Origin of the sequence: Skermania piniformis (assembly GCF_019285775.1) — a bacterium.
GTDB lineage: Bacteria > Actinomycetota > Actinomycetes > Mycobacteriales > Mycobacteriaceae > Skermania > Skermania pinensis.
Genome location: NZ_CP079105.1, coordinates 1,865,902 through 1,890,629, shown reverse-complemented (window position 1 = coordinate 1,890,629; position 24,728 = coordinate 1,865,902). Strand labels below are relative to the sequence as shown.

General features: G+C 67.2%; 23 protein-coding genes. 6 read left to right on the top strand and 17 right to left on the bottom strand.

Annotated features, from left to right (window positions below):
• Positions 1-3: 3 nt before the first annotated feature.
• Genes KV203_RS08765 through KV203_RS08755 form a run of 3 tightly spaced genes read right to left on the bottom strand, consistent with a single transcriptional unit; the run spans position 4 to position 2,334 of the window.
• Complete coding sequence (locus KV203_RS08765; protein ID WP_066468020.1) at positions 4-306, bottom strand: hypothetical protein; 303 nt, start codon at positions 304-306, stop codon at positions 4-6.
• Positions 303-1,817, bottom strand: coding sequence for a class I adenylate-forming enzyme family protein (locus KV203_RS08760; protein WP_066468017.1), 1,515 nt, complete (start codon positions 1,815-1,817; stop codon positions 303-305). The genes KV203_RS08765 and KV203_RS08760 overlap by 4 nt, the downstream gene beginning before the upstream one ends.
• Positions 1,818-1,821: 4 nt before the next feature.
• Complete coding sequence (locus KV203_RS08755) at positions 1,822-2,334, bottom strand: hypothetical protein (RefSeq protein ID WP_066468274.1); 513 nt, start codon at positions 2,332-2,334, stop codon at positions 1,822-1,824.
• A 222-nt stretch (positions 2,335-2,556) separates the two neighbouring features.
• Here KV203_RS08755 and KV203_RS08750 point away from each other — a divergent pair, with 222 nt between their 5' ends.
• On the top strand, positions 2,557-3,099 hold the full coding sequence (locus KV203_RS08750) for a carboxymuconolactone decarboxylase family protein (protein WP_066468016.1): 543 nt from the start codon (positions 2,557-2,559) through the stop codon (positions 3,097-3,099).
• Positions 3,100-3,137: 38 nt separating this feature from the next.
• Here the strand turns inward: KV203_RS08750 and KV203_RS08745 are convergent, their stop codons facing one another.
• The 14 genes from KV203_RS08745 to KV203_RS08680 form a co-directional block, all read right to left on the bottom strand.
• Positions 3,138-4,313 (bottom strand): acyl-CoA dehydrogenase family protein, encoded by a 1,176-nt coding sequence (locus KV203_RS08745; protein ID WP_066468015.1) that lies wholly within the window; start codon positions 4,311-4,313, stop codon positions 3,138-3,140.
• Positions 4,297-5,310: an acyl-CoA dehydrogenase family protein gene (locus tag KV203_RS08740; RefSeq protein WP_066468014.1), complete on the bottom strand. Its 1,014-nt coding sequence runs from the start codon at positions 5,308-5,310 to the stop codon at positions 4,297-4,299. Before KV203_RS08740 ends, KV203_RS08745 begins: the two co-directional genes overlap by 17 nt.
• 3 nt (positions 5,311-5,313) lie before the next feature.
• Complete coding sequence (locus KV203_RS08735) at positions 5,314-6,147, bottom strand: mycofactocin-coupled SDR family oxidoreductase (RefSeq protein ID WP_066468013.1); 834 nt, start codon at positions 6,145-6,147, stop codon at positions 5,314-5,316.
• A 26-nt stretch (positions 6,148-6,173) separates the two neighbouring features.
• Positions 6,174-7,451, bottom strand: coding sequence for a cytochrome P450 (locus KV203_RS08730; protein WP_066468011.1), 1,278 nt, complete (start codon positions 7,449-7,451; stop codon positions 6,174-6,176).
• Between the two features lie 97 nt (positions 7,452-7,548).
• Positions 7,549-8,199 carry a hypothetical protein gene (locus KV203_RS08725; RefSeq protein ID WP_083529865.1) on the bottom strand — a complete coding sequence of 217 codons (651 nt, stop codon included), beginning with the start codon at positions 8,197-8,199 and terminating at the stop codon, positions 7,549-7,551.
• 34 nt (positions 8,200-8,233) lie between these two features.
• Positions 8,234-9,511 (bottom strand): MlaD family protein, encoded by a 1,278-nt coding sequence (locus tag KV203_RS08720; RefSeq protein ID WP_066468009.1) that lies wholly within the window; start codon positions 9,509-9,511, stop codon positions 8,234-8,236.
• Positions 9,508-10,608: an MlaD family protein gene (locus KV203_RS08715; RefSeq protein WP_066468007.1), complete on the bottom strand. Its 1,101-nt coding sequence runs from the start codon at positions 10,606-10,608 to the stop codon at positions 9,508-9,510. Before KV203_RS08715 ends, KV203_RS08720 begins: the two co-directional genes overlap by 4 nt.
• Positions 10,605-11,717 (bottom strand): MCE family protein, encoded by a 1,113-nt coding sequence (locus tag KV203_RS08710; protein ID WP_066468006.1) that lies wholly within the window; start codon positions 11,715-11,717, stop codon positions 10,605-10,607. The genes KV203_RS08715 and KV203_RS08710 overlap by 4 nt, the downstream gene beginning before the upstream one ends.
• Entirely contained in the window at positions 11,714-12,754 is a 1,041-nt protein-coding gene (locus KV203_RS08705) for an MCE family protein (protein ID WP_066468269.1), read from the bottom strand. The genes KV203_RS08710 and KV203_RS08705 overlap by 4 nt, the downstream gene beginning before the upstream one ends.
• Before the next feature lie 8 nt (positions 12,755-12,762).
• On the bottom strand, positions 12,763-13,800 hold the full coding sequence (locus KV203_RS08700) for an MlaD family protein (RefSeq protein ID WP_066468005.1): 1,038 nt from the start codon (positions 13,798-13,800) through the stop codon (positions 12,763-12,765).
• Entirely contained in the window at positions 13,797-15,164 is a 1,368-nt protein-coding gene (locus KV203_RS08695) for an MlaD family protein (RefSeq protein WP_083529864.1), read from the bottom strand. The genes KV203_RS08700 and KV203_RS08695 overlap by 4 nt, the downstream gene beginning before the upstream one ends.
• A gap of 4 nt (positions 15,165-15,168) precedes the next feature.
• Complete coding sequence (locus tag KV203_RS08690) at positions 15,169-16,026, bottom strand: ABC transporter permease (protein ID WP_066468004.1); 858 nt, start codon at positions 16,024-16,026, stop codon at positions 15,169-15,171.
• Positions 16,026-16,925, bottom strand: a complete 900-nt coding sequence (locus KV203_RS08685) for an MlaE family ABC transporter permease (protein ID WP_083529863.1) — start codon at positions 16,923-16,925, stop codon at positions 16,026-16,028. The genes KV203_RS08690 and KV203_RS08685 overlap by 1 nt, the downstream gene beginning before the upstream one ends.
• Positions 16,926-17,055: 130 nt before the next feature.
• A complete protein-coding gene (locus KV203_RS08680) occupies positions 17,056-17,781 on the bottom strand; it encodes an enoyl-CoA hydratase/isomerase family protein (RefSeq protein WP_066468003.1) in 726 nt (241 codons plus the stop codon).
• A gap of 69 nt (positions 17,782-17,850) precedes the next feature.
• Between KV203_RS08680 and KV203_RS08675 the strand changes: the two genes are divergently transcribed.
• From KV203_RS08675 to KV203_RS08655, 5 genes are all read left to right on the top strand, one after another.
• Positions 17,851-19,407 (top strand): AMP-binding protein, encoded by a 1,557-nt coding sequence (locus tag KV203_RS08675; protein WP_066468262.1) that lies wholly within the window; start codon positions 17,851-17,853, stop codon positions 19,405-19,407.
• Between the two features lie 38 nt (positions 19,408-19,445).
• A complete protein-coding gene (locus tag KV203_RS08670) occupies positions 19,446-20,642 on the top strand; it encodes an amidohydrolase family protein (RefSeq protein WP_066468001.1) in 1,197 nt (398 codons plus the stop codon).
• Positions 20,639-22,069, top strand: coding sequence for a FadD3 family acyl-CoA ligase (locus tag KV203_RS08665; RefSeq protein WP_066467998.1), 1,431 nt, complete (start codon positions 20,639-20,641; stop codon positions 22,067-22,069). Before KV203_RS08670 ends, KV203_RS08665 begins: the two co-directional genes overlap by 4 nt.
• Before the next feature lie 227 nt (positions 22,070-22,296).
• The gene (locus KV203_RS08660; RefSeq protein ID WP_066467996.1) at positions 22,297-23,562 is read left to right on the top strand and encodes an amidohydrolase family protein; all 1,266 of its coding nucleotides are present in this window, start codon (positions 22,297-22,299) and stop codon (positions 23,560-23,562) included.
• Complete coding sequence (locus KV203_RS08655; protein ID WP_066467992.1) at positions 23,559-24,728, top strand: spirocyclase AveC family protein; 1,170 nt, start codon at positions 23,559-23,561, stop codon at positions 24,726-24,728. Before KV203_RS08660 ends, KV203_RS08655 begins: the two co-directional genes overlap by 4 nt.

The following is a 24,728-nucleotide window of genomic DNA, read 5'->3' as shown; positions in this document are numbered from 1 at the left end:
CGATCAGTCGCTGGCCGGCAGCGGTTTGGCCGCCTTGACCTGCAACAGCGCCGTGCCCACGCTCAGGCTGCCGGCGCCGGGCTTGGTGACCAACACCTCGGCGCCGGACTCGTCGACATAGCGCTTGCCCAGCAGCGCACCACCGTCGAATCCGGCCATCGGCGCGCCGTGCGGCTCGCGTGCACCGTCGAGCGGCACCATCGCCACCCCACCGGCCCGCAGGTCGGCCAAGCCGTCGGTGGCACGCACCACGATCACCTCGGTATCGCACACCTGACTGCGCAGGCGCGCTCCGTTCTTGATCATCGATCGTCCTTTCCGGGTGGGCCGCCGTACTCCGCCACGAGCTCGCGCCGCAGAATCTTGCCGGTCGGGGTGACCGGCAGCGCCGTCCGGAACACGACCCGGTCCGGTGTCCGCGAGCCACGCAGGTTCGAGCGCACGAAGGCTCGAAGCGCCTCCGCGTCCGGGGATGCCGCGGCGACCGGCACCACGACCGCAACGATGATCTGCCCCCACTGCGCGTCGTCCACCCCGATCACCGCCACCTCGCGCACCTGCGAATGTTCGACCAGCACATCCTCGATCTCGGCGGGGGCGATGTTCTCACCGCCCCGGATGATCGTGTCGTCGGCACGACCGCCCAGGAACAGGTAGCCGGCCGCGTCGAGCATCGCCCGATCCCGGGTGGGGAACCAGCCCTGCGGGTCGAGCACCGAACCGATGCCGGTGTATCGCCCGGATACCTGTGGGCCGCGAACGAACAGTTCGCCCGATTCACCGGGCCCGAGGACGGTGCCGTCTGCGGCGCGGATCTGCAGTTCGATACCGGGTACCGGCGTACCGACCGACCCCAACCGGTCGGCGACCGCCGGGTCCGTCGCGGCGAGTGCCGCGCGATGCTCGTCCGGCCCGAGCACCGTGATCGTAGAACTCGTCTCGGTCAGACCGTAGGCGTTGACGAAACCGACGTCGGGAAGCAGCTTCAACGCCGTCCGCAACAGCGGTTGCGGCACCTTGGACCCGCCGTAGGCGAGGGTGCGCAACGACGGCAGCCGGGTACCGGCGCGTTCCACCTCGGTGACGATGCGCGACAGCATGGTCGGCACCACGGTCGCCGAGGTCACCTGCTCGGTGCCGACCAGCTCGACCCAGCGCGCCGCATCGAAGGTGCGCAGGTACACGATCCGGCGGCCGGCGTACAGATTGGACAGCGCCGCGCTGACCCCGGCAATGTGGTAGGGCGGCACGCCGACCAGCGCGGTGTCCCCCACGGCGGCCGAGTCGAACTCGACCGTTCCGGTGATGTATTCGGTCAGGTTCTGGTGGGTGAGCTCCACTGCTTTGGGTGCCGCAGTCGTGCCGGAGGTGAACAGCACCACCGCCACCTCGTCCGGATCGGCGAACTCGGTCACCGGTGCGGCGGTCGCCGCCTGTGCCAGGAACCGGGTCGAACTCAGCGCGGGCACCGACCTCGGTGCGCCCGCGTCGAGCACCGCGCGATATTCCTCGTCGTAGACCAGCAGCGGATTGTCCAGTCGATCGATCAGCGATCCGAGCGCCTCGACGCTGAGCCGATAGTTCAGCGGAGTGAACGGGACTGCCGCACCGGCGGCGGCAAACAACAGCAGCGGCAGCATGTGCCCGCCGGTACCGACATACGCGACGCTGCGTGCCCCGGACTCGGCGACGATGCCGGAACCGCGCTGTACCAGCGCCTGCAGCTCGCCGACCGTCCACGCGATCTCCGCACAGGCCACCGCGGGCCGATCCGAATTGCCGGTTGCTGCCATTTCGAGCAGCAGCGATAAACTCATTCCGTCAGGCCACCGGCAGCAGATCGGTGCCGCCCCACCGGCCGGTCACCGAGAGCTCGCCACTGCGGAAAACTTCCGAATACTCGATATCAGCGGTGGGCAATCCCGCCGCAGCGAGCGCGCAACCCTTGAACGCCCGTGCCGCCACGCTCAGCCGATGGCAGACGGTGCCGAGCCGATCGTCGAGTTCGTCCGGCATCGCATCGCCCCACATCGCCACCTCGGCCGAACCCTGGTCGAGACAGCCGAGCACGCCGGTGCGTACTCGCGAATCCTGGTCGTAGAGTTCCGGCGCGACCGCCAACGCGTGCGGCCACGTGTCGTGCGCCGACGTGGCCAGCGACGCCTCCAGCTCCAGCACTGCGACGCCGAGAATCTCCAGCGAACGCGCGTCGGCGGTATCGGTGATCACCGCGGTGACATCCCAACCCGCCATGGTGCGATCACACAGCCAACCCCCGATGTGCCGCACGACCTCGATGGCGGAGGGAGCGACCACTGCCAATCGGTACCGCAATACGTGCTTGCGGGAATGCGCCCGGCGGTGCGCAGCCGAGCGATTTCCGTCGAAGGAGTCGAGTGTGTGAGCAGTCATGAGATTCCCCGTCCCGCTTCTGCTGGTCGCCAATGACGGAAACTATGTTCTCATGGTCGGAGAATCTAGAAATAGAATCGCACAAAGTCATCGCTTGGCCCTGCTCGCCAACCCGATTGCCCGTCACTTGATTCGGAGGCCGTCATGGCTCTGCCCCCCTTGCCCGACGAGGAATGGAACGACGAGGTCGATCGGGCGTTGGCTCGGCTGCTTCCGGCGGAACGGCGGAATCGCGCCGGCGCCGGCGACGCTCTGGCCGTGTTGGTCCGGCACCCGGAACTGACCCGCGCGTTCCTCGGCTTCAACGTGCATCTGTTGTTCGGATCGACGCTGGATCCGCGACTGCGCGAGCTGACGATTCTGCGGGTCGCGCACCGGCGCGACTGCGCTTACGAATGGCATCACCACATGAAACTGGGCCGCGCGGCCGGCCTGACCGACGCCGACATCGCTGCGGCCGCCGGCGCTGCGGCCGCCGACGAATTCGATCGCGTGGTGCTCGGCGCCGTGGACGAGCTGGACGAGCAATCGATCCTGTCCGACGCCACGTGGGCCGCGCTCGGTGCACGACTGGACGACCGGCAGCGGATGGACTTCGTCTTCACCGTCGGCTGCTACACGACTCTGGCCATGGCGTTCAACACGTTCGGGATCGGCCCCGAGGAAGCGCCGCTCGCCGGAACCTGAACAACCCCGGCCCCGGGAGGGCGAGCGCCGGCCGCAGGTCAGGAGCGCGGTAGTCCTAGCACCCGCTGCGCGATGATGTTGCGCTGAATCTCCGACGTGCCGCCCGCGATGGTGCCGGCGAAGCTACGCAGATAGCGCTCGAACCAACTCGCCGAGAAGTGCTCGATGTTCAGCGGTGGCGGCGGCGCGGTCACCGCCGGGTGGGTCAACCCCTCGATACCGACCGCGTCGAGAGCTCGTTCGGACGCCGCCTGCGACGCCTCCGAACCCAGGACCTTGAGGATCGACAGCGCAGCCGTGTCCTGCTCGCCACGAGCGGCCGCGGCCAGTGCGCCCGAGCCGAGCATCCGCAGCGCGTAGCTGTCCATCACCAGTCGGGCGTAGGCATCCCGGTCGAGTTCGGTGCGCGGCCGGAAGTCGCCGAGTAGATCCTCCAGCCGATCCGCAAAGCTCAGCCAGAGCAGCGTGCGCTCGTGACCGAGCGAGCCGTTCGCGACCTGCCAGCCACCGTTCTCCGGACCGATCCGGTTCGCCACCGGTACCCGCGCGCCCTCGAAGTAGACCTCGTTGAAGTCCAGATCGTCGGGCGAGCAGACCGACGGGAACGGCCGCCGGGTCACCCCCGGAGTGTCCGTCGGGATCAACAACACACTGATCCCTCGGTGTTTCGGCGCTGTCGGGTCGGTCCGGACGAAGGTGAGCAGCACGTCCGCGTCGTGCGCACCGGAGGTCCATACCTTCTGCCCGTCCACCACGTACTCGGCACCGGCCCGCACCGCTCGGGTACGCAGACCGGCAAGGTCCGAGCCGGCCCCGGGTTCGCTCATACCCAGCGCGGCGGTGATCTCGGCCCGCAGGATCGGCACCGCCCACCGTTGCTTCTGCTCGTCGGTGCCGAAAGACAGGATCGATGCGGCGATGATGCCGAGACCCTGCGGGTTGAAGCTGTGGTAGATCCGGCGCTTGGACAGTTCCTCGAGATGGACGTACTGCTGCAGAACGGTCGCGTTGCGACCACCGAATTCCGGCGGGTTTCCCGGCAGCAACCAGCCGTGCTCGAACATCAACCGCTGCCACCGCCGCGCCCAATCCGGTACGTGAGCACTGGATTTCGATCGCTCGGTAACATCGCCCGGGGCCGGCATGTGTTCGTCGAGAAACTCGACGAACTTCCGCCGGAACTCCTCGACATCGGCATCAAAGGTGAGCTGCACGATTACCTTCCAACGCACGGTAGTGGTCGACAACCGCGGCCCGATGCGCAGCTGCGCCGCCGAGCATCAACTCGCCGGCCTTGGCTCGCTTGATCGCGAACTGCAGGTCGTTCTCCCAGGTGAAGCCCATTCCGCCGAACAGTTGCACACCGTTGCGGAAGACCGACGACTGACACTCACCCGCGGCCGCCTTGGCCATCGACGCCGCCAGCGCGCGCCGCGGGTCGTCGGCGGCCAGGCACAGCGCAGCGAAATAGCCCAGCGCCCGGGCTCGTTCGATCGCGATGTACATGTCGGCAGCCTTGTGCTGCACCGCTTGGAACGAACCGATCGCCACGCCGAACTGCTTGCGGTTACGGACATGTTCGAGCGAAAGATCGAGGATTCGCCGACACGCACCGACCGTGTGCAATGCCATGGCGGTGAGCGCTCGCTCCCGCGCAGCGGCCACGTCCACCACTCGACGGGCGGACTCGGCAGCTGCCACGTCGTCGAACGTCACCTCCGCCACGTGTAATACCGGATCGAACACCGGAGTCCGCCGGGCACGCACCGAACCCGCGTCCACGACGAACACGCCGGCGTCGGTCACCACCGCGAACCGCTCGGCCCGATCCCCGTCCAGCACGTACCGAGCGGTGCCGCGCAGCCGCCAGTCCGTCCCGTCATGTGCTGCGGTGACCCCGGAATACACTGCGGCGCCGGCCTGGTTGCACGCGACCTCCGGCGCCAGCGGAGCGAACTGGGACACGGTCGCCAGGAACGGCGTCGGATCGGTCGCCCGGCCCAGCTCCTCGCACACGATGCCGAGCTCGACCGCCGAATCCGGCTCGGTGAGTTCGGTCCAGCCCAGGCCGACGTAGGTCTGCCAGAGCGGGCCGGGATCGGCGCCCTTGTCCACGATGTCCCGAATCAGGGCCGAAGTGCATTGCCGAGCAACGACTTCGCGGACCGTATCGGCCAGCAGTCGCTGGTCGGCGTCGAACTCGAACAGCATGGGTTACTTGAGCATGCTGCCGGCGTCCACCGGCAACGCGACGCCGGTGAGGTAACGGGCCTCGTCGGAAACCAGGAAAAGAATCGCGTTGCTGACATCCACCGGATCCACCCAGGGCACCGGCAGGGTATGGAACATCTGGCAGATCGGCTTCATGTCGTCCGGCCCGGGGTTCTCCAGGTCGGGGCGGAACAACTTGTAGGTGCCGTCGTTGAGCAGCATGTCGGTGCTGACATGGGTGGGATGCACCGAGTTGACCCGGATATTTTGATACCCCAACTCGACCGCGAACGTCCGCATCAGCCCGACCACGCCGTGCTTGGCGGCGATGTAGTGCCCGACGTTCGGATAGGCCTTGAGCCCGCCGACCGAGCTGGTCAGCACAACCGCGCCGCCGCCCGCGGCGACCAGGTGCGGGATGCCGGCCTTCACGCTCTTCCATACCCCGGTCAGATTGACCGCGATCATGTCGTCCCAGAGCGGCTCTTCCAGGTCGGCCATCGCGCCCCCCTCGTTGCCGATACCCGCGTTCGCGATGACGATGTCGAGCCGGCCGAGTTGCTCGACACCGCTGTCCAGCGCGGCCTTCATCTCGTCGTAGTCACGCACGTCGACCTCGGCGGTCACCACCCGCCGGCCCTGCGCCTTTACCAAATCTGCAGTCTCGGCAAGATCTTCGGGCGTGGACATCGGGAACGGCACTCGGTCCAGCTGTCGACAGACATCGATCGCGATGATGTCGGCGCCCTCCTGGGCCAGGCGCACCGCGTGACTGCGGCCCTGCCCACGCGCGGCCCCGGTGATGAAGGCGACCTTGCCCTCGACCCGTCCGGTCATGGTGGAACCTCGCTTTTCTCTGTATTTCAGGGGTTGGGGGTGAACGTGATGTGCAGGTCGCTGAGTCCCCGCAGGATGAACGTCGGCTCGTAGCGGTAGTCGCGGTCTCCGGGCGGGCCGTGGTATTGCTCGTCGACCTGGATATCGAGCATTCGGTCGAGGATTCGCTCGACCGACACCCGCAGCTCGACTCGGGCCAGCGGGCCGCCCGGGCAGGTATGCACCCCGCGGCCGAACGCGATGTGCTCACGAAAGTTCTTGCGGTCCAGCCGGAACTCGTGCGGCTCGGTGAATCGCTGCGGATCCCGGTTGACCGCACCCGGGCAGAACATGACGACCGACCCGACCGGGACCTCGACGTCTCCGACCGTGGTGTCGCGAGTCGCCAACCGGAAGCCGGACTTCACCGGCGCGTCCATCCGCAGGGTCTCCTCGACGAAGACCTGGATCTTGCTGCGGTCGTCGCGAAGCTCCTGCTGGATATCGGGCCGATCGCTCAGGATCCGCATGACCGCACCGAGCACCTTGGCCGTCGTCTCCTGCCCCGCACCGAAGAGGAAGGTGGCCGACCGTACGACGTCGACGACTTCCGGAGTGGACCCATCCGGGTACTTGGCCAGCGCCAACGACGTGAGCACGTCGTCGCGGGGGTGCTCCCGGCGATCGGAGATATAGGCACTGAACTTCTCGTCGAGCCACTGCAACGGATTCGAAGCGAGGCTCTCCTTGTCCAACGCGCCGACGCGCTGCCCCGGCCGGTCTGCACCCAGCGCGACCCGGAACTCTTCGTGATCGGACTCCGGGACGCCGAGCATGTCGGCGACGACGAGCAGGGCGAACGGCTTGGCGTATGCAGCGAGAAACTCGCACCTGCCGTCGGCGACGAACTCGTCGAGCTGGCGGTCGGCCAGCCGCCACATGAACTCCTCGTTCTCCTTCAACCGCGCCGGGGTGAGCAAGCGGTTGAGCAGTGAGCGCGCGGCGGTGTGCTGTGGCGGATCCATCGTCACCATGTGCTCGAACATCGGCATCTTTGCCCGGTGTTCGGCGATCAAGCCGGTGATGTCGTCACCTTCGATCTCGAACGGCAGCGGCGGAAACGGCCCACCCACCGCCACCGCCGACGAGAACAGCGCCGGATCGCGCAACACCTCGGCAGCTTCGCTGTAACCCGTCACGGCGTACACGCCGTGCTGCGATACCCGCTTGACCGGGCACTGCGCACGCAGGTAGTCGAAGTACGGATGCGGATCTGGAACCAGCGCCGGATCGGTGAAGTAGTCGACGGTGTCGAAATCGGTCATCGAAACGCTCCTGTGGGAAACGATGATATCTCTAACGAGAATAGCATTCTCTGTTGGGCAGCAAGCAATCCGGGGAGAAACGGGGATTGCGCCGAACTCAGGGAAGGAAGACCCGGCTGGCCAACCAGCGGCCGTCGACCAGTTCCATCGTCATATCCACCCGACTGCGATCGATTCGCGGGTCGGGCGACGCCGCATTGGTAATGGTCTGGTCGATGAACAACAACACTTCGACCTTGGTTTCGGTCGCCGACTTCGCCGCCGCGTCCACGACGGTCCCGGTGCCGGACGCCTTGTTGTCCTGCAACAAGGTGCGCAGATCACCGCTGGACTTGCTGTACATGTCGCGGAACTCGCCGGTCGCCCCGTCCAGCACTGCGGCGAAACCGCTGTCGAGGTCGTCGGCTTTCACGCTGGTCAGAGTGACACCGTAAGCCCGCGCTGCCGCGACCGCGGCAGCGCGCGCGTCGTCGATCCGGCGTTCCTGCCGTAGCTGCCAACCGAGCACCGCGGCGGCGGTAACCGCCACGACGGCGGTCAGCGCGGTGAGCGGCAATGCCGCGCGGCGCACCCAGGCGACCGATCGACCGCGCCGAGTAGGCTGGATCGCCGCGTCCTCCCCGGCAGCCGAGCAGAGCGGACAGGCAAGCTCGGCGTGATCCGGGCCGCCGTGATCGGTGGCGGCGGGATCCGGGTCCGGCGTGGCGTCGGGCGGCCGAGCGTCGACCACCGTGTCGGGTTTGCTCATGTCCGTGTGCTCCCTCGTCCTGTGTCCACCGCGGTCATCGCGGCGGCACGACCGGTGGCGGTGGCAGCGGCGGGCCGCCGTAGGTGGTCGGCAACGATTGCGGCCCGACCGGCGTGGAATTGCTCTGCTGCTGCGGTGACACACCGTCCGGGGCCCGGCCCGGGATAGGGGTACCCGGCGGGCGCGGCGCGTTGTCCGCACCCCGGACGATCTCCGCGCCGGTATCGCCCGTGCAGTGGGTGTAGAGGTAGGGCTCGGGGAAGCTCGGCGACGCCGGGACCCCGGCCGGCAGGTCGTACTCGCAGCTCGGTCGCGGATACAGGTTCACCAGCGCCCAGATCCCACCGTCGTGGAAGGACGCCGCGATGGCGTCGAGTGCCGATCCGCCCCGCTGGGTCGGGAAGAAGAACTCCTGCAGCGCCGGCACGCGGGAGTTGGTGACGTCGGCCACCACCCGGAGGTTGCCGAGCAGCGCCGCCATGGTGGTCGAGTTCGCGGCCAGGAGATTGTCCACCGCGTGGAAGGTCCCCGGCGCGGCATCGAGCAGTTGCACGTACCCGCCGGACTTGGCCTCGGCGCCGGTCAGGATCCGGTTGGCGTTGTCGGCAAACCGATTGAGCCCCGGCGTCATGTCGCGAACCGTGCCGATCACTTGCCGCCCGTCCACGATCGCGGACATCGTCTGCGGCAGAATGGAATCCAGCATCGAGACGACGAACGTGCCGCCGTCGAACAGGTCGGCCAACTTCTGTGGGCCGGCCGGACTCACGCCGAACTGGTCCACCACCGTCGCCAGTTTCGCGGGGTCGACCTGCGCCAGGGTGCGGTCCATCGCGGCGAGCGTGCGCCACAGCGGCATCGGCGTGTTCGTTCGATCGGCGGAGATCTCGTCACCGTCGACCAGGTAGGGCCCGCCGTCCCGGGTCGGCCGGAAATCGAGGTATTGCTCGCCGGCCAGGGACAAGCTCGCGACCCGGACCTCGCCGTCCGCCGGCACCTTGTTGTCCGCCTCGATCAGGGCGGTGGCGATCACGTCGGCGGCACCCAGCTCCAACCCTTCCACCTTGCCGACCGGTACCCCGCGCAGGGTGACGTTCTGCCCGGCCATCAAGCCGCCGGACTCCACCAGATGTACCCGAACCCGGATCTTTTCGGCCGCCGGATTCACTCCGAGTGCACCGAACACCATGTACCCGACCCCGCCGACCAGCGTCAACGCCAGCGCCAACGCCGAAACCCCCAGGCGATGCGCCCGAACCAGCCGAACCAGCCGAACCAGCCAGCCGGCGGGCACCTGCACGATCGCGCTCATCGGCCCGGTCCGATCACTTTTTCCTGCAACTTCGTCAGCGCGAAGGCGAGCGTGCCGATCACATTCGCCACATCCCCGACATCCGGCAACCGGGTCTCCGGCGCGACACCGTGATTGACGTCGGGTACCGCGCCGATGGTCAGGTCCATCCAGGTTGCGTCGGCGTTGCCGCCGGTGCTGTTGGTGCGCTTCATCACCGGGGCGAGGATCGCGTTGACCGCGGCGAGACTGGCCCCGGGCGTGGTGGCGGCGGCGTTCATCTGGTCGGCGATCCGATTGATGTCGGCGACCAATCCGGCGGTCTTCGAGGCGTCTATGCCGGGGAACGTCGCAATCTGCTTGGTGATGCCCGCCGCCTCGTGGATCAGGCTCAGCGCCTGCGTGGAGTTGGCTCGCAACGTGTCCAGCGCGGGGCCCGCGCCGGCCAGGACGTCGTCGATGGTGCCCTGCTGCGCGCCGATCTGCTGGGTCAGCTGGTTCACCTCGTTCAGCGTGGTCCGGATATCCGCCGACCGCGCGGACAGTTTCTGCACCACACCGTTGGACTGCGCCAACAACGCCGCCATCCGATCACCACGGTCGCCCACCGCCCGGCCCAGGCCGTTGACCAGGGTGGTGAGGTTCCGTAGGACACCTCCGTTGACCAGAATCGACGCCGTGGTGAGCAGCTCCTCGATGGTGGTCGCCGCCGAGGTGCGGTCCAGCTCGATCGTGTCGCCGTCGGCCAGCGACGGCGAGTTGGGGGTGGCGTCGTCCGGCGGCTTCAACGAGACGAACACATCGCCCAGCGGGGTTGCGGTACGCAGTTCGGCGGTGCTACCGACCGGCACCCGAACATCGCTCCGGATTCGCAGCGCCACCACGGCCGTGTAGTCCCGCACGGCCATATCGGCAACCTCGCCGATGTCCGCGCCGGACAGTCGCACCTTTGCCTTCGCCGGAAGGTTCAGCGCATTGCTGAAACTCGCCTGGACGGTGTAGCTGTCGCCGCTGCTGCCCGGCGCCGGCAGCGGCAGGTCGCCGAGCCCGACCGAGCAGCCGGTGGTCACCGCAGCGGCCACGGCCAACGCTGCTGCCCGAGCCGGATGCCCGATCATCGTGGCAACCTCGTCATTCCCTCGAGAATCGAGGTTATCCCCCAGTCCGGCCCGAAGTCCTGCAAGGTGCCGGTAGCGCAACCGAGCTGGCGCAACCCGAGGATGTTGCACACCTCTTTGAGCGCCTGCCCTTCCACCGCCACCTTTTCCAGCAGCGAACGAACCCGGATGCCACCGGTGTCGAAGTCCACCGCTTTCCACGCGTTGTCCAGCAACATCGGTGTCACGTCGAGGAATTCGGCCAACTGGTCGCGGTAGTCGACGAGTGCCTTGGTCACCGTCGTGCCGTCGCCGAGCGTGGCGGCCAACAGGTCGGCGTTGTCGGTGAGCAGGGCGTCCGCGTCGCGGAGTACCGCGACCGCCTTGGCGCCGGTATCGCCGGTGCCGATGTTCAGGTCGGCCGCCATCTGACCGAGTTGTCCGGTCGCGCCGCCGAATTGGCGAATGGTCTGATCGTTGGCGGCCGCCGCACGCAGCAGGGTGGCGACCTGATCCATCAACTGGTTCAGCGTGTCCTGAGTGGCCAGGCCGCGATCGTCGCCCAAGCGCAACGCGGTGGACAGTTGGTCCAGGGTCTGCCGGAGCTCCGGACCGCTGTTGCCGGCGATGGCCGCGGACGCGCCCAGCAACCGGGCGACCGGGCCGTCACCGGGCGTTGCCCCTTGCAACGAACCGGACAGTCGCTCGCCGGCACCCAGCAGTCGGTCGAAGTCGACCGGGGTGCGCGTGCGGTCCAAACCGAGACGAGTGCCGTCCGCCATCTCCGGGCCGTCCGTGTAGGCCGGGGTGAACTCGACATGTCGGTCGGTGAGCACCGACGTGGACAAGGTGACTGCCTTGGCATCGGCCGGAATCCGGATGTCGCGGTCGATCTCCATCGTCACTTCGACGTTCGTGCCGCGTGGTTCGACTGCCGTCACCGTGCCCACCGGCATCCCCAGCACCGCGACCGTATTGCCGACGTAGAGACCGGCCGCGTTGTCGAACTCGGCGACGACCGACATCGCATGATCCGACCCGGCCCCGGCACATGCGGACGTGGCGCCGACCGCCGACACGACGACCAGCTGGACCAACGTGCGTCCGATCCTGCTACCTCTGATAGTCATTGGCAGTCCTTGAAGTACGGAGTGAGGCCCACCTGTTGCGCACGACCGCTCAGCGCGCACATCCACGAGTCGATCAGCGGGCCGCCGGTCGAGCTGAAGTTCACCTCGGGCCCGCCACCGGTGGCGTTGGCCATGTTGCGCATCGGCACCGGCAGGATCTCCAGCAGGTTGCGCAGCAAGGCGTCGTTGCGAGCGAGGGCGCCGATCAGTCCTTCCAGTCCGGCCAGCATCTCGGTTACCGCGGGGCGGTCCCGCCCGACCAGCGTCTGCAACTGATCGACCAGGCGTCGGGTGGCGTCCATCAGCCCGAGCACCACCTCCCGCCGGGCGGCGATCTGTCCCAGGATGTCCTGACCGGTTGTCAACACGCCGGCGAGATCGGCCTGCTGTGCAGTGAGCACGCCGGTGAGTTCCTTGCTGCTGGCCAGCAGCGCCCCCATCTCGCCGCGCCGTTCGCTCAGGATCGCAGCCAGCGAGCGCAGGTTGGTCAGCAGTCCGGGCAGCACCCCCGGCATGCCCTCCACCTGGGTGGCCAGCACGTTGAGCGACTTACCCACCTGCTCGCCGTCGATACTGTCGACGGTCACGGCGGCATCGTTCAGGGTGGCCTGCAGATCGTAGGGAACCTCGGTGTGCTCGATGGTGATCCGCCGGTCCGGCAGCTCGCCGTCACCGGCCGGGCGCAACTCCACGTAACGAGCACCGAGCAACGTGGTCAGCTTGATCGACGCGCCGGTCGCGCGGCCGAGGGGCACGTCGGAGTCCACCGACAAGGCCACCTCGACGTGGTCCCCGGCCAGCTTCGTCCCGCCGACCGCGCCGACCGGGATACCGGCGACCGACACGACATCGCCGGGCCGGATCCCCGCAGCCTGGGCAAAATCGGCGTGGTAGGTCGTCTTACCGACACCGAGCTTGGTGTAACCGACCGCGCCGGCGAGCAGGGCGGCGATGGCGACGATGCCGATCGAACCGAGCAACGCCGGCCGCTGGAAGGGTTTCCGGAGCCGCTGGGCCCACCGTTGCCGTCTCGTCATGTGGTCGGTCACCTGCAGATCGGGGTGTACTTGGCCTGCCCGCCAGGGGTAGCCAGATTGACGATGGTCGGCACCAACTGCCGCAGCGCGGGCAGCGGAGCGATGTCGAAGTTGCACAGATACGTGTTGATGTACGGACCGTTCTGGCTGAAGCGGGCCACCCCTTTCAAGACCTGCGGGACGTTGAAGCCGAGGTAGGCGAACTCGTCCTTGTGCTGCTGGAAATGCTCGGTGAACCCCGGCTCCCGATAGAGCAACGCGTCCAGGTCGGGTCGAACCTGGTCCATCACCTGCGATACCCGGTCGACCGTCGGTGACGCCGAATCCAGCAGCCCGAACAGTTCGTCTCGATGCGCCGACAGGCCGTCGACGATGGCTCGCGATTGCGAGATCAAGGTGCTCATCTCCTCGCGCTGCCCGGACAGATGACTTACCACCTGGTTGAGATTGACGATCACGTCGCCGAGCACCTGGTCCGGTCCGGCCACCGACTCGGCCAACTTCGAGACCTGCTCCACCAGCAACACCAGCGACGTACCGTCGCCCTGCAGCGCCCGAATCAGCGCCTCGGTGAGATTGTCCACCTGCTTCGGATCGAGCCCACCGAACAACGGCTCGAAGCCGTTGAGCAGGCCGGACAGATCGAACGACGGCTCGGTGTGGTCCAGCGGGATCTCCCCGCCCGGCGCCAACACCGACACGTCGTCGAAGTTCGCCATCGCCAGACCGAGGTAACGCTGCCCGATGACGTTCTGGTAGGTGATCGACGCCTTGGTGTTGCCGTACAGCGTCTGCCCTTGCTCGACCTCGAAGTGCACCCGGGCTCGCGTGCCGTCCAATTCGATCCGGTCCACCCGGCCGACTCGGATGCCGGCCATTCGGACGTCGTCGCCCACCCGCAAACCGGTGACATCGCTGAATACCGCCGAGTAGGGCTGGGTGTCGGCGTTGATTCCGCGGTCGAGGGTCACGAAGGTGATCCAGATCAGGCCGAACGACGCCACAACGAACAGGCTCACCCCGATGAGCGGCTTTCGGTAACTCATCGCCCACCCCCGGCCGGGGCATTCGCCGGAACGGGAGCCGCCGGAATCAGCGCTGCCGGAAGGCCGGGTAGTGGCGTGCCGCCCGGCGCGACGCCGGCCGGCAACGGGCCGTCGGCCAACAGCGGCCCGAGCAAGGACTCCGCCCCGGTCGGCAGGCCCTGCAACGAACGCTCGATCATGTCCTTTACTCCGGGTGGCAGGCTGCCCAGGAGATCGGCACCGGTGATCTCCGGGTAGTTACGCAGGTCCAGGCTCGGCGGTAATGCCTCCGGCGGTGTGTCGGTCGGACCGGTGCTGCAGCTCGGTGCGACCAACTCGCCGTACCGCGGGCAGTCCTTTTTGGTGTAAATCATGTGCGGGGTGAGCCGGAACTGGAATCGGCCCATGCCGCGCGGCGTGTTGGTGTTCCAGACCTCGGCGAACCACTTGTCGGACAGGTTCTTCATCCGGAGCATGATCGGACTGAACGTCGGCGAGCCGTCGGCGACCACGTCGAGCACCGGGTCCAACTTCTGGATCACCCCGGAGATCTCGTCGGTCCGCCGATCCAGCGCGCCATCGACCGAGCCGAGCGTGCTCGCGCCCGCGGTCAGCAAGGCGGTAAGCTGCCCGCTCTGGTCGGCCAACGTGCGCATCGGCAGCACCGCGTGATGTAACGCGTCGAGCAACTCCGGCGCCGAGGTGTTCAGTCCGTGCACCGAGTCGGCGAGCATGGTCAACGTCGGAGTTCCGCCGTCGGAGGTCAGTAACGAATCGAACTGCTTGGTGATCCGGTCCAGCTGGGCGCCTGCCTCGACGAAACGACTGCCGCGCCGATCGGTCGCCTGCGCCACCGTGGCCAGGATGCCGACGACATTCTGTGAACCGATTCGCGCGGTGGCTGCGATGATCTGCCGGAGTTTGGTCAACGCACTCTGCAACTGCACGGTCGACAGGCTGGTGTCCTGCGGGATCTCCGCGTTCGGTTGCAACGATGGGGCCGGACCGTTGTCCACCAGCTGCACCGATGACACCGCGAAGACGTTGCTCGGAACCACCCTGGCGGTCACGGTCTCGGGGATGCCCGATATCGCGGTCGGATCGAGATTCAACAACACTCGATTGGGTTCGCCGTCGGCCGCCGGGGTCACCCCGGCCACCGTCCCGACCAGCATTCCACGAAACTTCACATCGGACCGATCGGGCACTCCGTCGCCGAGCTGCTGCAGCATCGCGGTTACTTCGACCTTCTCGTCGAAGTAACCGGAGGTCTTGAGCAACAGTGCTGCCAGCAACCCGACCGCCACGATCAGCACCGCGAGCCCACGAAGCAACAAGGCCCGGCCGGACGGACCACGCCCGTCGAGATCGAACAGGATCGACATCGACTCACCCTCCGAGCCGGGCGCCGCTGGAGCCGATACCCCAGATGGCGATGGTCAGCAACAGATTGAAAATGATCATCAACGAGATCGCCGAGCGCATCGCCCGACCCGCGGCGACGCCGACACCCTGCGGCCCGCCGGAAGCGTAGTAGCCGTAGTAGCACTGCACCGCGGTCGTGAGGATCACGAAGATGACCGCCTTGGCGAGCGAATAGGCGATATCGGTGCCGCTCAGCACGAGTTGGAAGTAATGCTCGTAGGTGCCGGCCGCAAGCCCGCCGGTCACGCCGATGGCCAGCGCGACCACCAGGTAGTTGGCCGCCAGGCAGACGATGTAGAGCGGCACCATCGCCACCATTGCCGCCAGCAGGCGGGTGCTGACCAGGTAGGGAATCGACCGGATACCCATGGTCTCCATCGCCTCGATCTCCTCGGCGATGCGCATCGCGCCCAGCTGGGCGGTGAACCGGCAACCGGCCTGGGCAGCGAAGGCGAGCGACGCCATGATCGGCGCCAGCTCCCGCGTGGACGCGGTGGACGAGATCAACCCGATGGCCGGCTCCATGCCGAGCAGGTGCAGCGCGTTGTAGCCCTCCAGCGCGATGATCGCGCCGCCGGCCGCGCCGAGCACGATGATCACGCCCGCGGTGCCGCCACCGACCACGATCGAACCGTTGCCCCAGGTGATATCCGACAGCACCGTGAGGAACGCTCGGCGGTAATGCCGAACGGTCAGTGGAATAGCCGCCAGTGCCCGCGCCAGGAAGGTAATCATGTGCCCGATGCGCATGATCGCCTGGCCGAACCGCCGCGAGACGAGCAGCGCGGTCCGGGCGCCGGCGGGCAGATATGGTGCGGCCATTACAACCCCGGCCGCGGGAACAAGATCATGAACATTTGAGTGAAGACGACGTTCACGACCATGAGCAGCAGAATCGACGACACCACGGTGGAGTTGACCGCGTCGGCCACCCCGGCCGGTCCACCCTTCGCGCCGATCCCCTTCTCGCAGGCCACCACTCCCACAATCCCGCCGTAGACGACCGCCTTGACCACGGCCAGCACCAGATCGCCGACCGTGGCGAACGATGCGAAGGTAGCCACGAAGCTGCCCGGCGCGCCGCCCTGGACGAAAACGTTGAACAGGTACCCGGAGAAGAAGCCGACGAAACACACGACCCCGGTCAGCGAGACCCCGACCAGAATTGCGGCCGCCACCCGAGGAACCACCAGGCGCCGGATCACCGAGACGCCCATGACCTCCATCGCGTCCAGCTCGTCGCGAATCTTGCGCGAGCCGAGGTCGGCACAGACAGCCGAACCGACCGCGGCGGCCATCAGCAGCGCGGCCACCATCGGCGCGCCTTGCCGGATCACCGCGAGCCCGCTCGCCGCACCGGCCAACGACGTGGCACCTACCTGCCCGGCGAGCAGGCCGAACTGGATCGAGAGGGTCACCCCGATCGGCAGCGAAACGAAAATCGTCGGCAGCGCTGCTGCCGACGCCATGAACGCGGACTGCCGGACGAACTCGCCGAAGGCAAATCGCCGACGCACGATATCGACCACGAGATACTGCATCGCCTGCACACCGAGAGCGAACTGGTTGCCGACGGTCGACAACGCAGCCAACGGATGGCGCCGGAGGTAGCCGCGCCACCAGTCGGCGATCTCCTGGGTCGGCGGCGGTTCCGACCATCCGAACCGTGGGTCCGGTGCGGCCGCCGGCTGCTCGAGCTCGAGGCTGTCGCGGGTCGTCATTGCTGCACCTTGCTGAGCGAAATGGGTACGAAATATCGACGATGACGGCGATGGCTGCGCCGTCGGGTCATCGTAGTCCCGATCACGGCGACCCGAAGAAGATCGTATCCGTTTTCGGGAAATAATGTTCTCATTCGGTCCGCCGAGTGCGTTCGAGCACCCGATCCGCCGCCGCCCAGTGCGCGTCGGCAACCCAGAGCCGGGCAAACTCGGCAACCGCCGCCGCCGGGTCGGTTCCACCGATCACCCGCTTGATCGCCCCGGCCGGGCGATGTGCCAGCCGGTGCGATATCGCGCGCCAACCAGCTGCGAACTCGGTCCGCGGTAACACCCGGTCGACCAGGCCGATCCGCTCGGCCGCGGCAGCATCGACGATCTCGCCCGAACCGGCCAACAGCAGCGCACGCCCCGGCCCGACCAGCCGAGCGAGACGTTCGGCCCCACCCCATGCGGGCATGATCTCGAGCGTCACCTGATTGAATCCGATCGTAACGTCCGCGGCGGCGATTCGTATGTCGGCCGCCACGGCGACCTCCGCGCCGCCGCCGAGCGCATGGCCGTTCAGCGCCGCGATCACCGGTCCGGGAAATGCCGCCAGTCGATCGCAGATCCGGCGCATCCGCCAGGCCATCTCGGACGCCTGCTCCTCGGTGCGCAGTTCGGCCAACGCTCGGAGGTCGCCACCGGAGACGAAAGCTCGGTCGCCCGCACCGGTGAGCACCAGCGCGCGCGCGTCCGCGACCGCGTCGAGGACGTCCTCGAGCTCCCCCATCGTTGCCGGCGCGATGGCGTTGCGCGCTTGCGGGCGATTGATCGTGACGATCGCCAGGTCACCGTCGCGTTCGAGCTCGACCACGCTTGTTCTCCGATCGGTAATGTGATTCTCTTGTGTGGAGAATCATATCCGCACCGAGGAGTGCAACAGGTGGAATGGACGACGCGGGCGATCTCGCCCGAGCTGGCCCAGCACTATCGGGACAACGGCTGGTGGACGTCGCAAACCCTCGGTGATCTGCTGGCCGACGGGCTGGCCGCCGCGGCCGACACCCCCCTTCGCATCCACTCCACCCAGCGCCCCTGGTCCGGCACGTTCGCCGACGTCGAGCGGACGGCGCGGCGGCTGGCGGCGGGGCTGCACCGCCGTGGCGTGGGTCCGGGCGACGTCGTCGCGTTCCAGCTGCCGAACTGGATGGAGGCCGCCGCGGTCTTCTGGGCGTCGGCGTTCCTGGGCGCGACGGTGGTCCCCATCGTGCACTTCTACGGTCCGCGCGAGCTGAACCACGTCATCGGCACCGTACGGCCACAGGTCTTCGTCAGTGCCGGCCGGTTCGGCGGCGGTGATCTTCCGCTCGAGCCGGCCGCCGACGTGCCGATCGTCGGCGTCGTCGGCCGTGACTTCGACCGGCTGCTCGACGACGAGCCGCTGGCCGGCGTGCTACCGGTGCCGGCCGACCACCCGGCGGTGATCGCTTTCACCTCCGGCACGACCCGTGCCCCCAAAGGCGTCGTACACAGCCATCAGACGCTCGGCTACGAGACCCGGCAGCTGGCCGCCGGCTACCCGCGCGACCGGGGCGACCAACTCACCGCAGCGCCGGTGGGCCATTTCATCGGGATGGTCAATGCGTTCCTCATCCCCGTGCTGGACCGGCTGCCGATCAACCTGATCGACGTCTGGGACCCGGCGCGGGTCCTCGCCCTGATGAGCTCGAACGATCTCACCGTCGGCGGCGGGGTGCCCTACTTCATAACCAGCCTGCTCGAGCATCCGGACTTCGGCCCCCGGCACCTCGCACAGATGCGGTACGCCGGGCTCGGCGGCGCCACCGTCCCAGCCGCGGTCACCACCCGGCTGGCCGGTTTGGGCATCACCGTCTTCCGGTCGTACGGCAGCACCGAGCACCCGTCGATCACCGGCTCGCGGTATACCGCGCCGGAACCCAAGCGGCTCTTCACCGACGGGAAACCGCTGCTCGGGGTCGAGATGCGGATCGCCCCGGACGGCGAAATCCTCAGCCGGGGACCGGATCTGTGCCTCGGCTACACCGATGCCGCGCTCACCGCGGCTGCCTTCGACGCCGACGGCTGGTACCACACCGGCGATATCGGCACGCTCGACGCCGACGGCTACCTCACGATCACCGATCGCAAGGCAGACGTGATCATCCGGGGCGGGGAGAACGTCAGCGCGGTCGAGGTCGAAGAGGTGCTGCTCACCCTGCCCGGGGTGGCCGAGGCGGTCGCGGTGGCGGTGCCCGACCCGCTGCTCGGCGAACGGACCGCAGCCGTATTCAGGCTGGTGCCGGGCGCGACCGCCCCGACGCTGGACGACCTGCGCGGTCGATTCGCCGACGCGGGCCTGGCCAAGCAGAAGTGGCCGGAGGAAGTCCATGTCGTGCCCGACTTTCCGCGTACCGCAAGCGGGAAGGTCCAGAAATTCCGGGTCCGCAAGGACCTTGCCGCGGTTCGTTCCGCTACCTGATCGCCCGAACCGATTCCCCTCATCAGAAGGAGCCCCGCATGAGCGACGTCAATCTCCCTTATCAGCTCTTCGACGCCGACAACCATCTCTACGAAACCCAGGATGCGTTGACTCGGTATCTGCCCCAGGAGTACGCCGGCGCGGTCCAGTACATCGAGATCAAGGGCCGCACCAAGATCGCAATTCTGGGCCAGATCAGTGAGTACATCCCCAACCCGACCTTCGAGGTGGTAGCGCGGCCGGGCGCGATGGAGGAGTACTTCAAATACGGCAATCCGGACGGGAAGAGCCGGCGGGAGATCTTCGGTGAGCCGATGCGTGCGATCGAAGCGTTCCGCGATCCGGTCGCACGCCTGGCGATGATGGACCAGCTGCAGCTGCAGCGAGCGCTGATGTTCCCGACCTTGGCCAGCCTGGTCGAGGAGCGGATGCGCGCATATCCCGAGCTGATCCACGCGGTGATCAGCTCGCTGAACCGGTGGATGCTCGAAACCTGGGGACAGGACGGCAGCTTCGTCCACTCCGGGCGCATCTTCACCGTTCCGGTGATCACGCTGCCGATCGTCGACCGGGCGATCGAGGAGCTGAACTGGGCGGTGGTCGAGCACGGCGCGAAAGCCATCCTGGTGCGCCCGGCCCCGGTGCCCGGATACAAGGGGATGCGCTCGTTCGCGCAGCCCGAATTCGATCCGTTCTGGAAGCGGGTTGTCGAGCTGGATGTGCTGGTCACCATGCACTCGTCGGACAGCGGTTACTCCCGCTTCGACGCCGAGTGGGACGGCAACAGCCTGGAGATGTTGCCGTTCAAGACGAACACCTTCGCCATGACCAACCAGTGGCGGCCGGTGACCGACGCGGTCGCGTCCTGGGTGTGCCACGGCGCGTTGAATCGCTTCCCGGAGCTGAAGATCGCGGTGATCGAGAACGGGTGCGTCTGGCTGGAGCCGCTGCTGCAGCAGCTGTCGGATGTGTACAAGAAGGCGCCCGAGGGCTTCGGCTTCCGTGACCCGATCGAGGCGATCAAGCAGAGCCTCTACGTCAGCCCGTTCTGGGAAGAGGACCTGCAGAAGCTCGCCGACACGATCGGCGCCGACCACGTGCTGTTCGGCTCGGACTGGCCGCACCCGGAGGGTCTGGCCGAGCCGGCCCGCTACATCAACGAGATCAAGGACATGCCGCTGGAGAATCAAGCCAAGATCATGGGTGGCAACCTGGCCCGGTTGCTGAAGGTATGACCTGGCAGACGCTGCCCGAGCTGGTGCGGTCCGCCGGCGACCGCTTCGGTGCCGCCGAAGCGGTCGTCGACGGCGAGGTGCGGTGGAGTTTCGCCGAGCTGGCCGATCGGGTGCGCCGGGCCGCCGGCGCCTACGCCGCCGCCGGCATCGACCGCGGCGATCGGGTGGCAGTATGGGCGCCGAACTCCGCCGAATGGATCGTGGCGGCGTTCGGCGCGCTCACCGCAGGCGCGGTGTTGGTGCCGGTGAACACCCGATTCAAGCTCGCCGAAGCGGCCGATGTGATCGAGCGCAGTGGCGCGAAGCTCGTGCTCGTCCAGCACGGGTTCCTGGGCGCCGACCATCGGGATGTGGCCGGTGTCCCGGTGGTCGACGTGAAGTCCGGATTCCTTTCCGCGGGCGAGCCGTTCGAGCGGGTGGTGGCCGGGACCGATATCGCCGACATCGTGTTCACCTCCGGCACGACCGGCCGGCCCAAGGGCGTCATGATGAACCACCTGCAGACGCTGCGGCTGTACGCCGAGTGGTGCGACCTGGCCGATCTGCGCGAGGGCGATCGGTACCTGATCGTCAACCCGTTTTTCCACACCTTCGGCTACAAGGCCGGGTTGGTCGCGTCGCTGATCCGCGGCGCCACCATTTTGCCGGTACCGGTGTTCGAGTTGGATTCCGTACTGGGACTGGTGGAGCGGGAACGGGTGACGATGCTGCCCGGCGCACCGACGCTGTACCACTCGCTGCTGCAAGCGGACCGGACGCACGACCTCTCCTCGTTACGTGCGGCGGTCACCGGCGCGGCTGATATCCCGGTCGAGCTGATCCGTCGAATCCGCGAGGAACTGCCGTTCCAGACGATCATGACCGGCTACGGCCTCACCGAAGCCGGCACAGCAACCGCATCGCGGCCGGGCGACAGCTTCGAACAGATCGCGACCACGGTCGGGCAACCCTGCGACGGCGTCGAGGTGCGGATCGCCGACGACGGTGAAGTCCTGGTCCGCGGATACACCGTGATGCAGGGCTATCTCGACGATCCGGAAGCGACCGCCGCAGCGATCGACCCGGACGGCTGGCTGCATACCGGCGACCTGGGCGAACTCGACGACGACGGCCGATTGCGGATCGTCGGGCGAAAAAAAGACCTGTTCATCGTCGGCGGGTTCAATGCCTATCCGGCCGAGATCGAAGGCTTCCTCCTGGAACACCCCGAGGTTGCTCAGGTGGCCGTCGTCGGGGTGCCCGACGACCGGATGGGCCAGGTCGGTCGGGCTTACATCGTGGCCAAGGGGCCGGTCACCGAAGCAGACCTGATCGCCTGGAGCCGCGAGCGGATGGCCGGCTACAAAGTGCCCCGAACAGTCCGATTCCTGGATGCGCTGCCGCTCAACGCCACCGGCAAGGTGATGAAAGACCAGCTCCCCCGCTGACCGCCCACCCGAGCCGCACCACTTCTGCGTTTCCGCACGACTTTTCGGCCCCGAAAGCGCGTGCGGGAACGCAGAGATGGTGCGGCTCTTCGCTGCGGAAACCTATCGACCGAGTAGGTGGGCTGCGCTATTCTCATAAATGTATGCGAGTGTGATTCTCACCCTAGAGATCGAACCTCTCTTGCCGATCCAGCCCGCACCACGCGGCCACCGGAGCGAGGAGTCCCGTGAAGCCCGACGATCTGATCCTGGTGAGCATCGACGACCACGTGGTCGAACCGCTCGACATGTTCGACCGGCATGTGCCGGCCAAGTGGGCCGAGTACGCACCCAAGGTGGTCGTCGGCGAGAACGGCGTCGATCAATGGATATACCGGGATCGACCGACCGGGGTCGCCGGGCTGAATGCGGTGGTCACCTGGCCCGCCGAGGAATGGGGCCGCGACCCGGCCGGATACGCCGAGATGCGCCCCGCCGTATACGACGTGCACGAACGAGTGCGCGATATGGACGTCAACGGCGTGCTCACCTCGATGTGCTTCCCCACCTTCACCGGATTCAGTGCCGGGCACCTCAGTCGCGGTGGGCAGGACGAGATCACCGTCGCGATGATCTCGGCGTACAACGACTGGCACATCGACGAATGGGCGGGCGCGTATCCGGGTCGGTTCATCCCGATCGGCATTCTGCCGATGTGGGACCCGCAACTCGCGGTCGCCGAGATCGAACGCCTCGCCGGCCGCGGCTGCCGCTCGGTCACCATGCCGGAGCTACCGCACATCGACGGCCTGCCCAGCTACCACGACATCGAATACTGGGCACCGGTGTTCGAGGCGCTGCAACATCACGACACGGTGATGAATCTGCATATCGGTCAGGGCTTCGGGGTACTGCGGCTGGCCCCGGACGCCCCGATCGACAATCTGATGGTGCTCGCGCCCAGTATCTCGCTGATCGCCGCGCAGGACCTGTTGTGGGGTCCCGCTTTCCGCCGTTATCCCGGCCTGAAGATCTCGCTGTCGGAGGGCGGCGTCGGCTGGATTCCGTTCTTCCTCGACCGCTCCGATCGCCACTACACCAATCAGCGCTGGCTGCGCCGGGACTTCGGCGGAAAGTTGCCCAGCGAGGTGTTCCGCGAACATGTGCTCGCCTGCTACGTCACCGATCGGACCGCGCTGAAGTTCCGGCACGATATCGGCATCGACAACATCGCCTGGGAGTGCGACTACCCGCACTCGGACTCGATCTGGCCGAACGCACCCGAGTTCGTCCTGGAGGAGCTCGACGCCGCCGGGGCATCGGATTCCGATATCCACCAGATCACCTGGGAGAACGCCTGCCGGCACTTCGGCTGGGACCCGTTCACCACGATCCCGCGTGAGCGGGCCACGGTCGGCGCGCTCCGCGCCACCGCGACCGATGTCGATATCTCCACCCGTTCGCGGGCCGAGTACGCAGCCGCCTACACCGAACGGGCAGGAGCCACCCGATGAGCGACCGACCGAGGAAGAGTGGGACCACGATCACCGACTCTCGGACCAGCACCGCGACGATCGGTGATCCACCGGCCCAGCCATCCAGCCGAGTACGCGTCTGGGCGGTCGTCGGCGCAGCCGTCCTGTTGCTCGAGCTGTATGTCTGGACCCGGTGGGTCACCGGCCCCTATTTCGAACGCGTGCCGACCGGACCGAGCGAGCCACCGCTTTACATGAAGATCCCGCTGATCGCGAATGCGGTCGTGGTGTGTGTCGGCCTGCCGATCGCGATCTGGTGGTTCCTCATCCGGCCGTGGGTACGGGAACGGCGGATCACCCTCGACGGCATGTTGTTGCTGTCGATGGGCCTGATGTCGTTCCAGGACCCGATCCTGAACTACTTCAACACCTGGTGCACGTACAACAGCTGGCTGTTCAACCGCGGCGCCTGGACACCCTACATTCCCGGCTGGGTCTCCCCGGACAAGCCCGGTGCGATGGTGCCCGAACCCGTCCTGACCAACCTGCCCGGCTATACCGCCGGCGTACTCGTGATCACCATCCTCGGCTGTTGGGTGATGCGAAAGATCAAGTCGCGCTGGCCGTCGTTGAGCAATCTGCGACTGATCATGATCACGTTCGCGATCGTCTTCGTCTTCGACTTCGTGATGGAAGCCCTCATCCTGCTGCCGATGGGTCTCTACACCTACCCCGGCGCCATCCAGGCTGTCTCGTTCAACGCCGGCACCTACTACCAGTGGCCGATCTACGAGGGCGTCCTGTGGGGCGGCGTGCAGACGGCGCTGTGCAGCCTGCGCTTCTTCACCGACGATCGCGGCCGGACCGTGGTCGAGCGCGGCCTGGACAGCGTGCGCGGTGGGTTCGCCACCCAACAGTTCACCCGGTTCCTGGCCATCTTCGGCGCGGTCAGCGCGTGCTTCTTCCTGCTGTACAACGTCCCGGTGCAGTGGTTCGCGATGCACGCCGACCCGTGGCCGGCCGACGTGATGGAGCGCTCGTACTTCGTCAACGGCATCTGCGGCGAGGGCACCGATGTGCCGTGCCCGGATCCGAACCTGCCGATGCCGAGCCGGGAATCCGGCTATATCGATCTGAACGGCAAGCTGATCATGCCGGACGGGGCCCAGGTGCCCGACGCGGTGCCGCTCCGACAGGGAGAATGA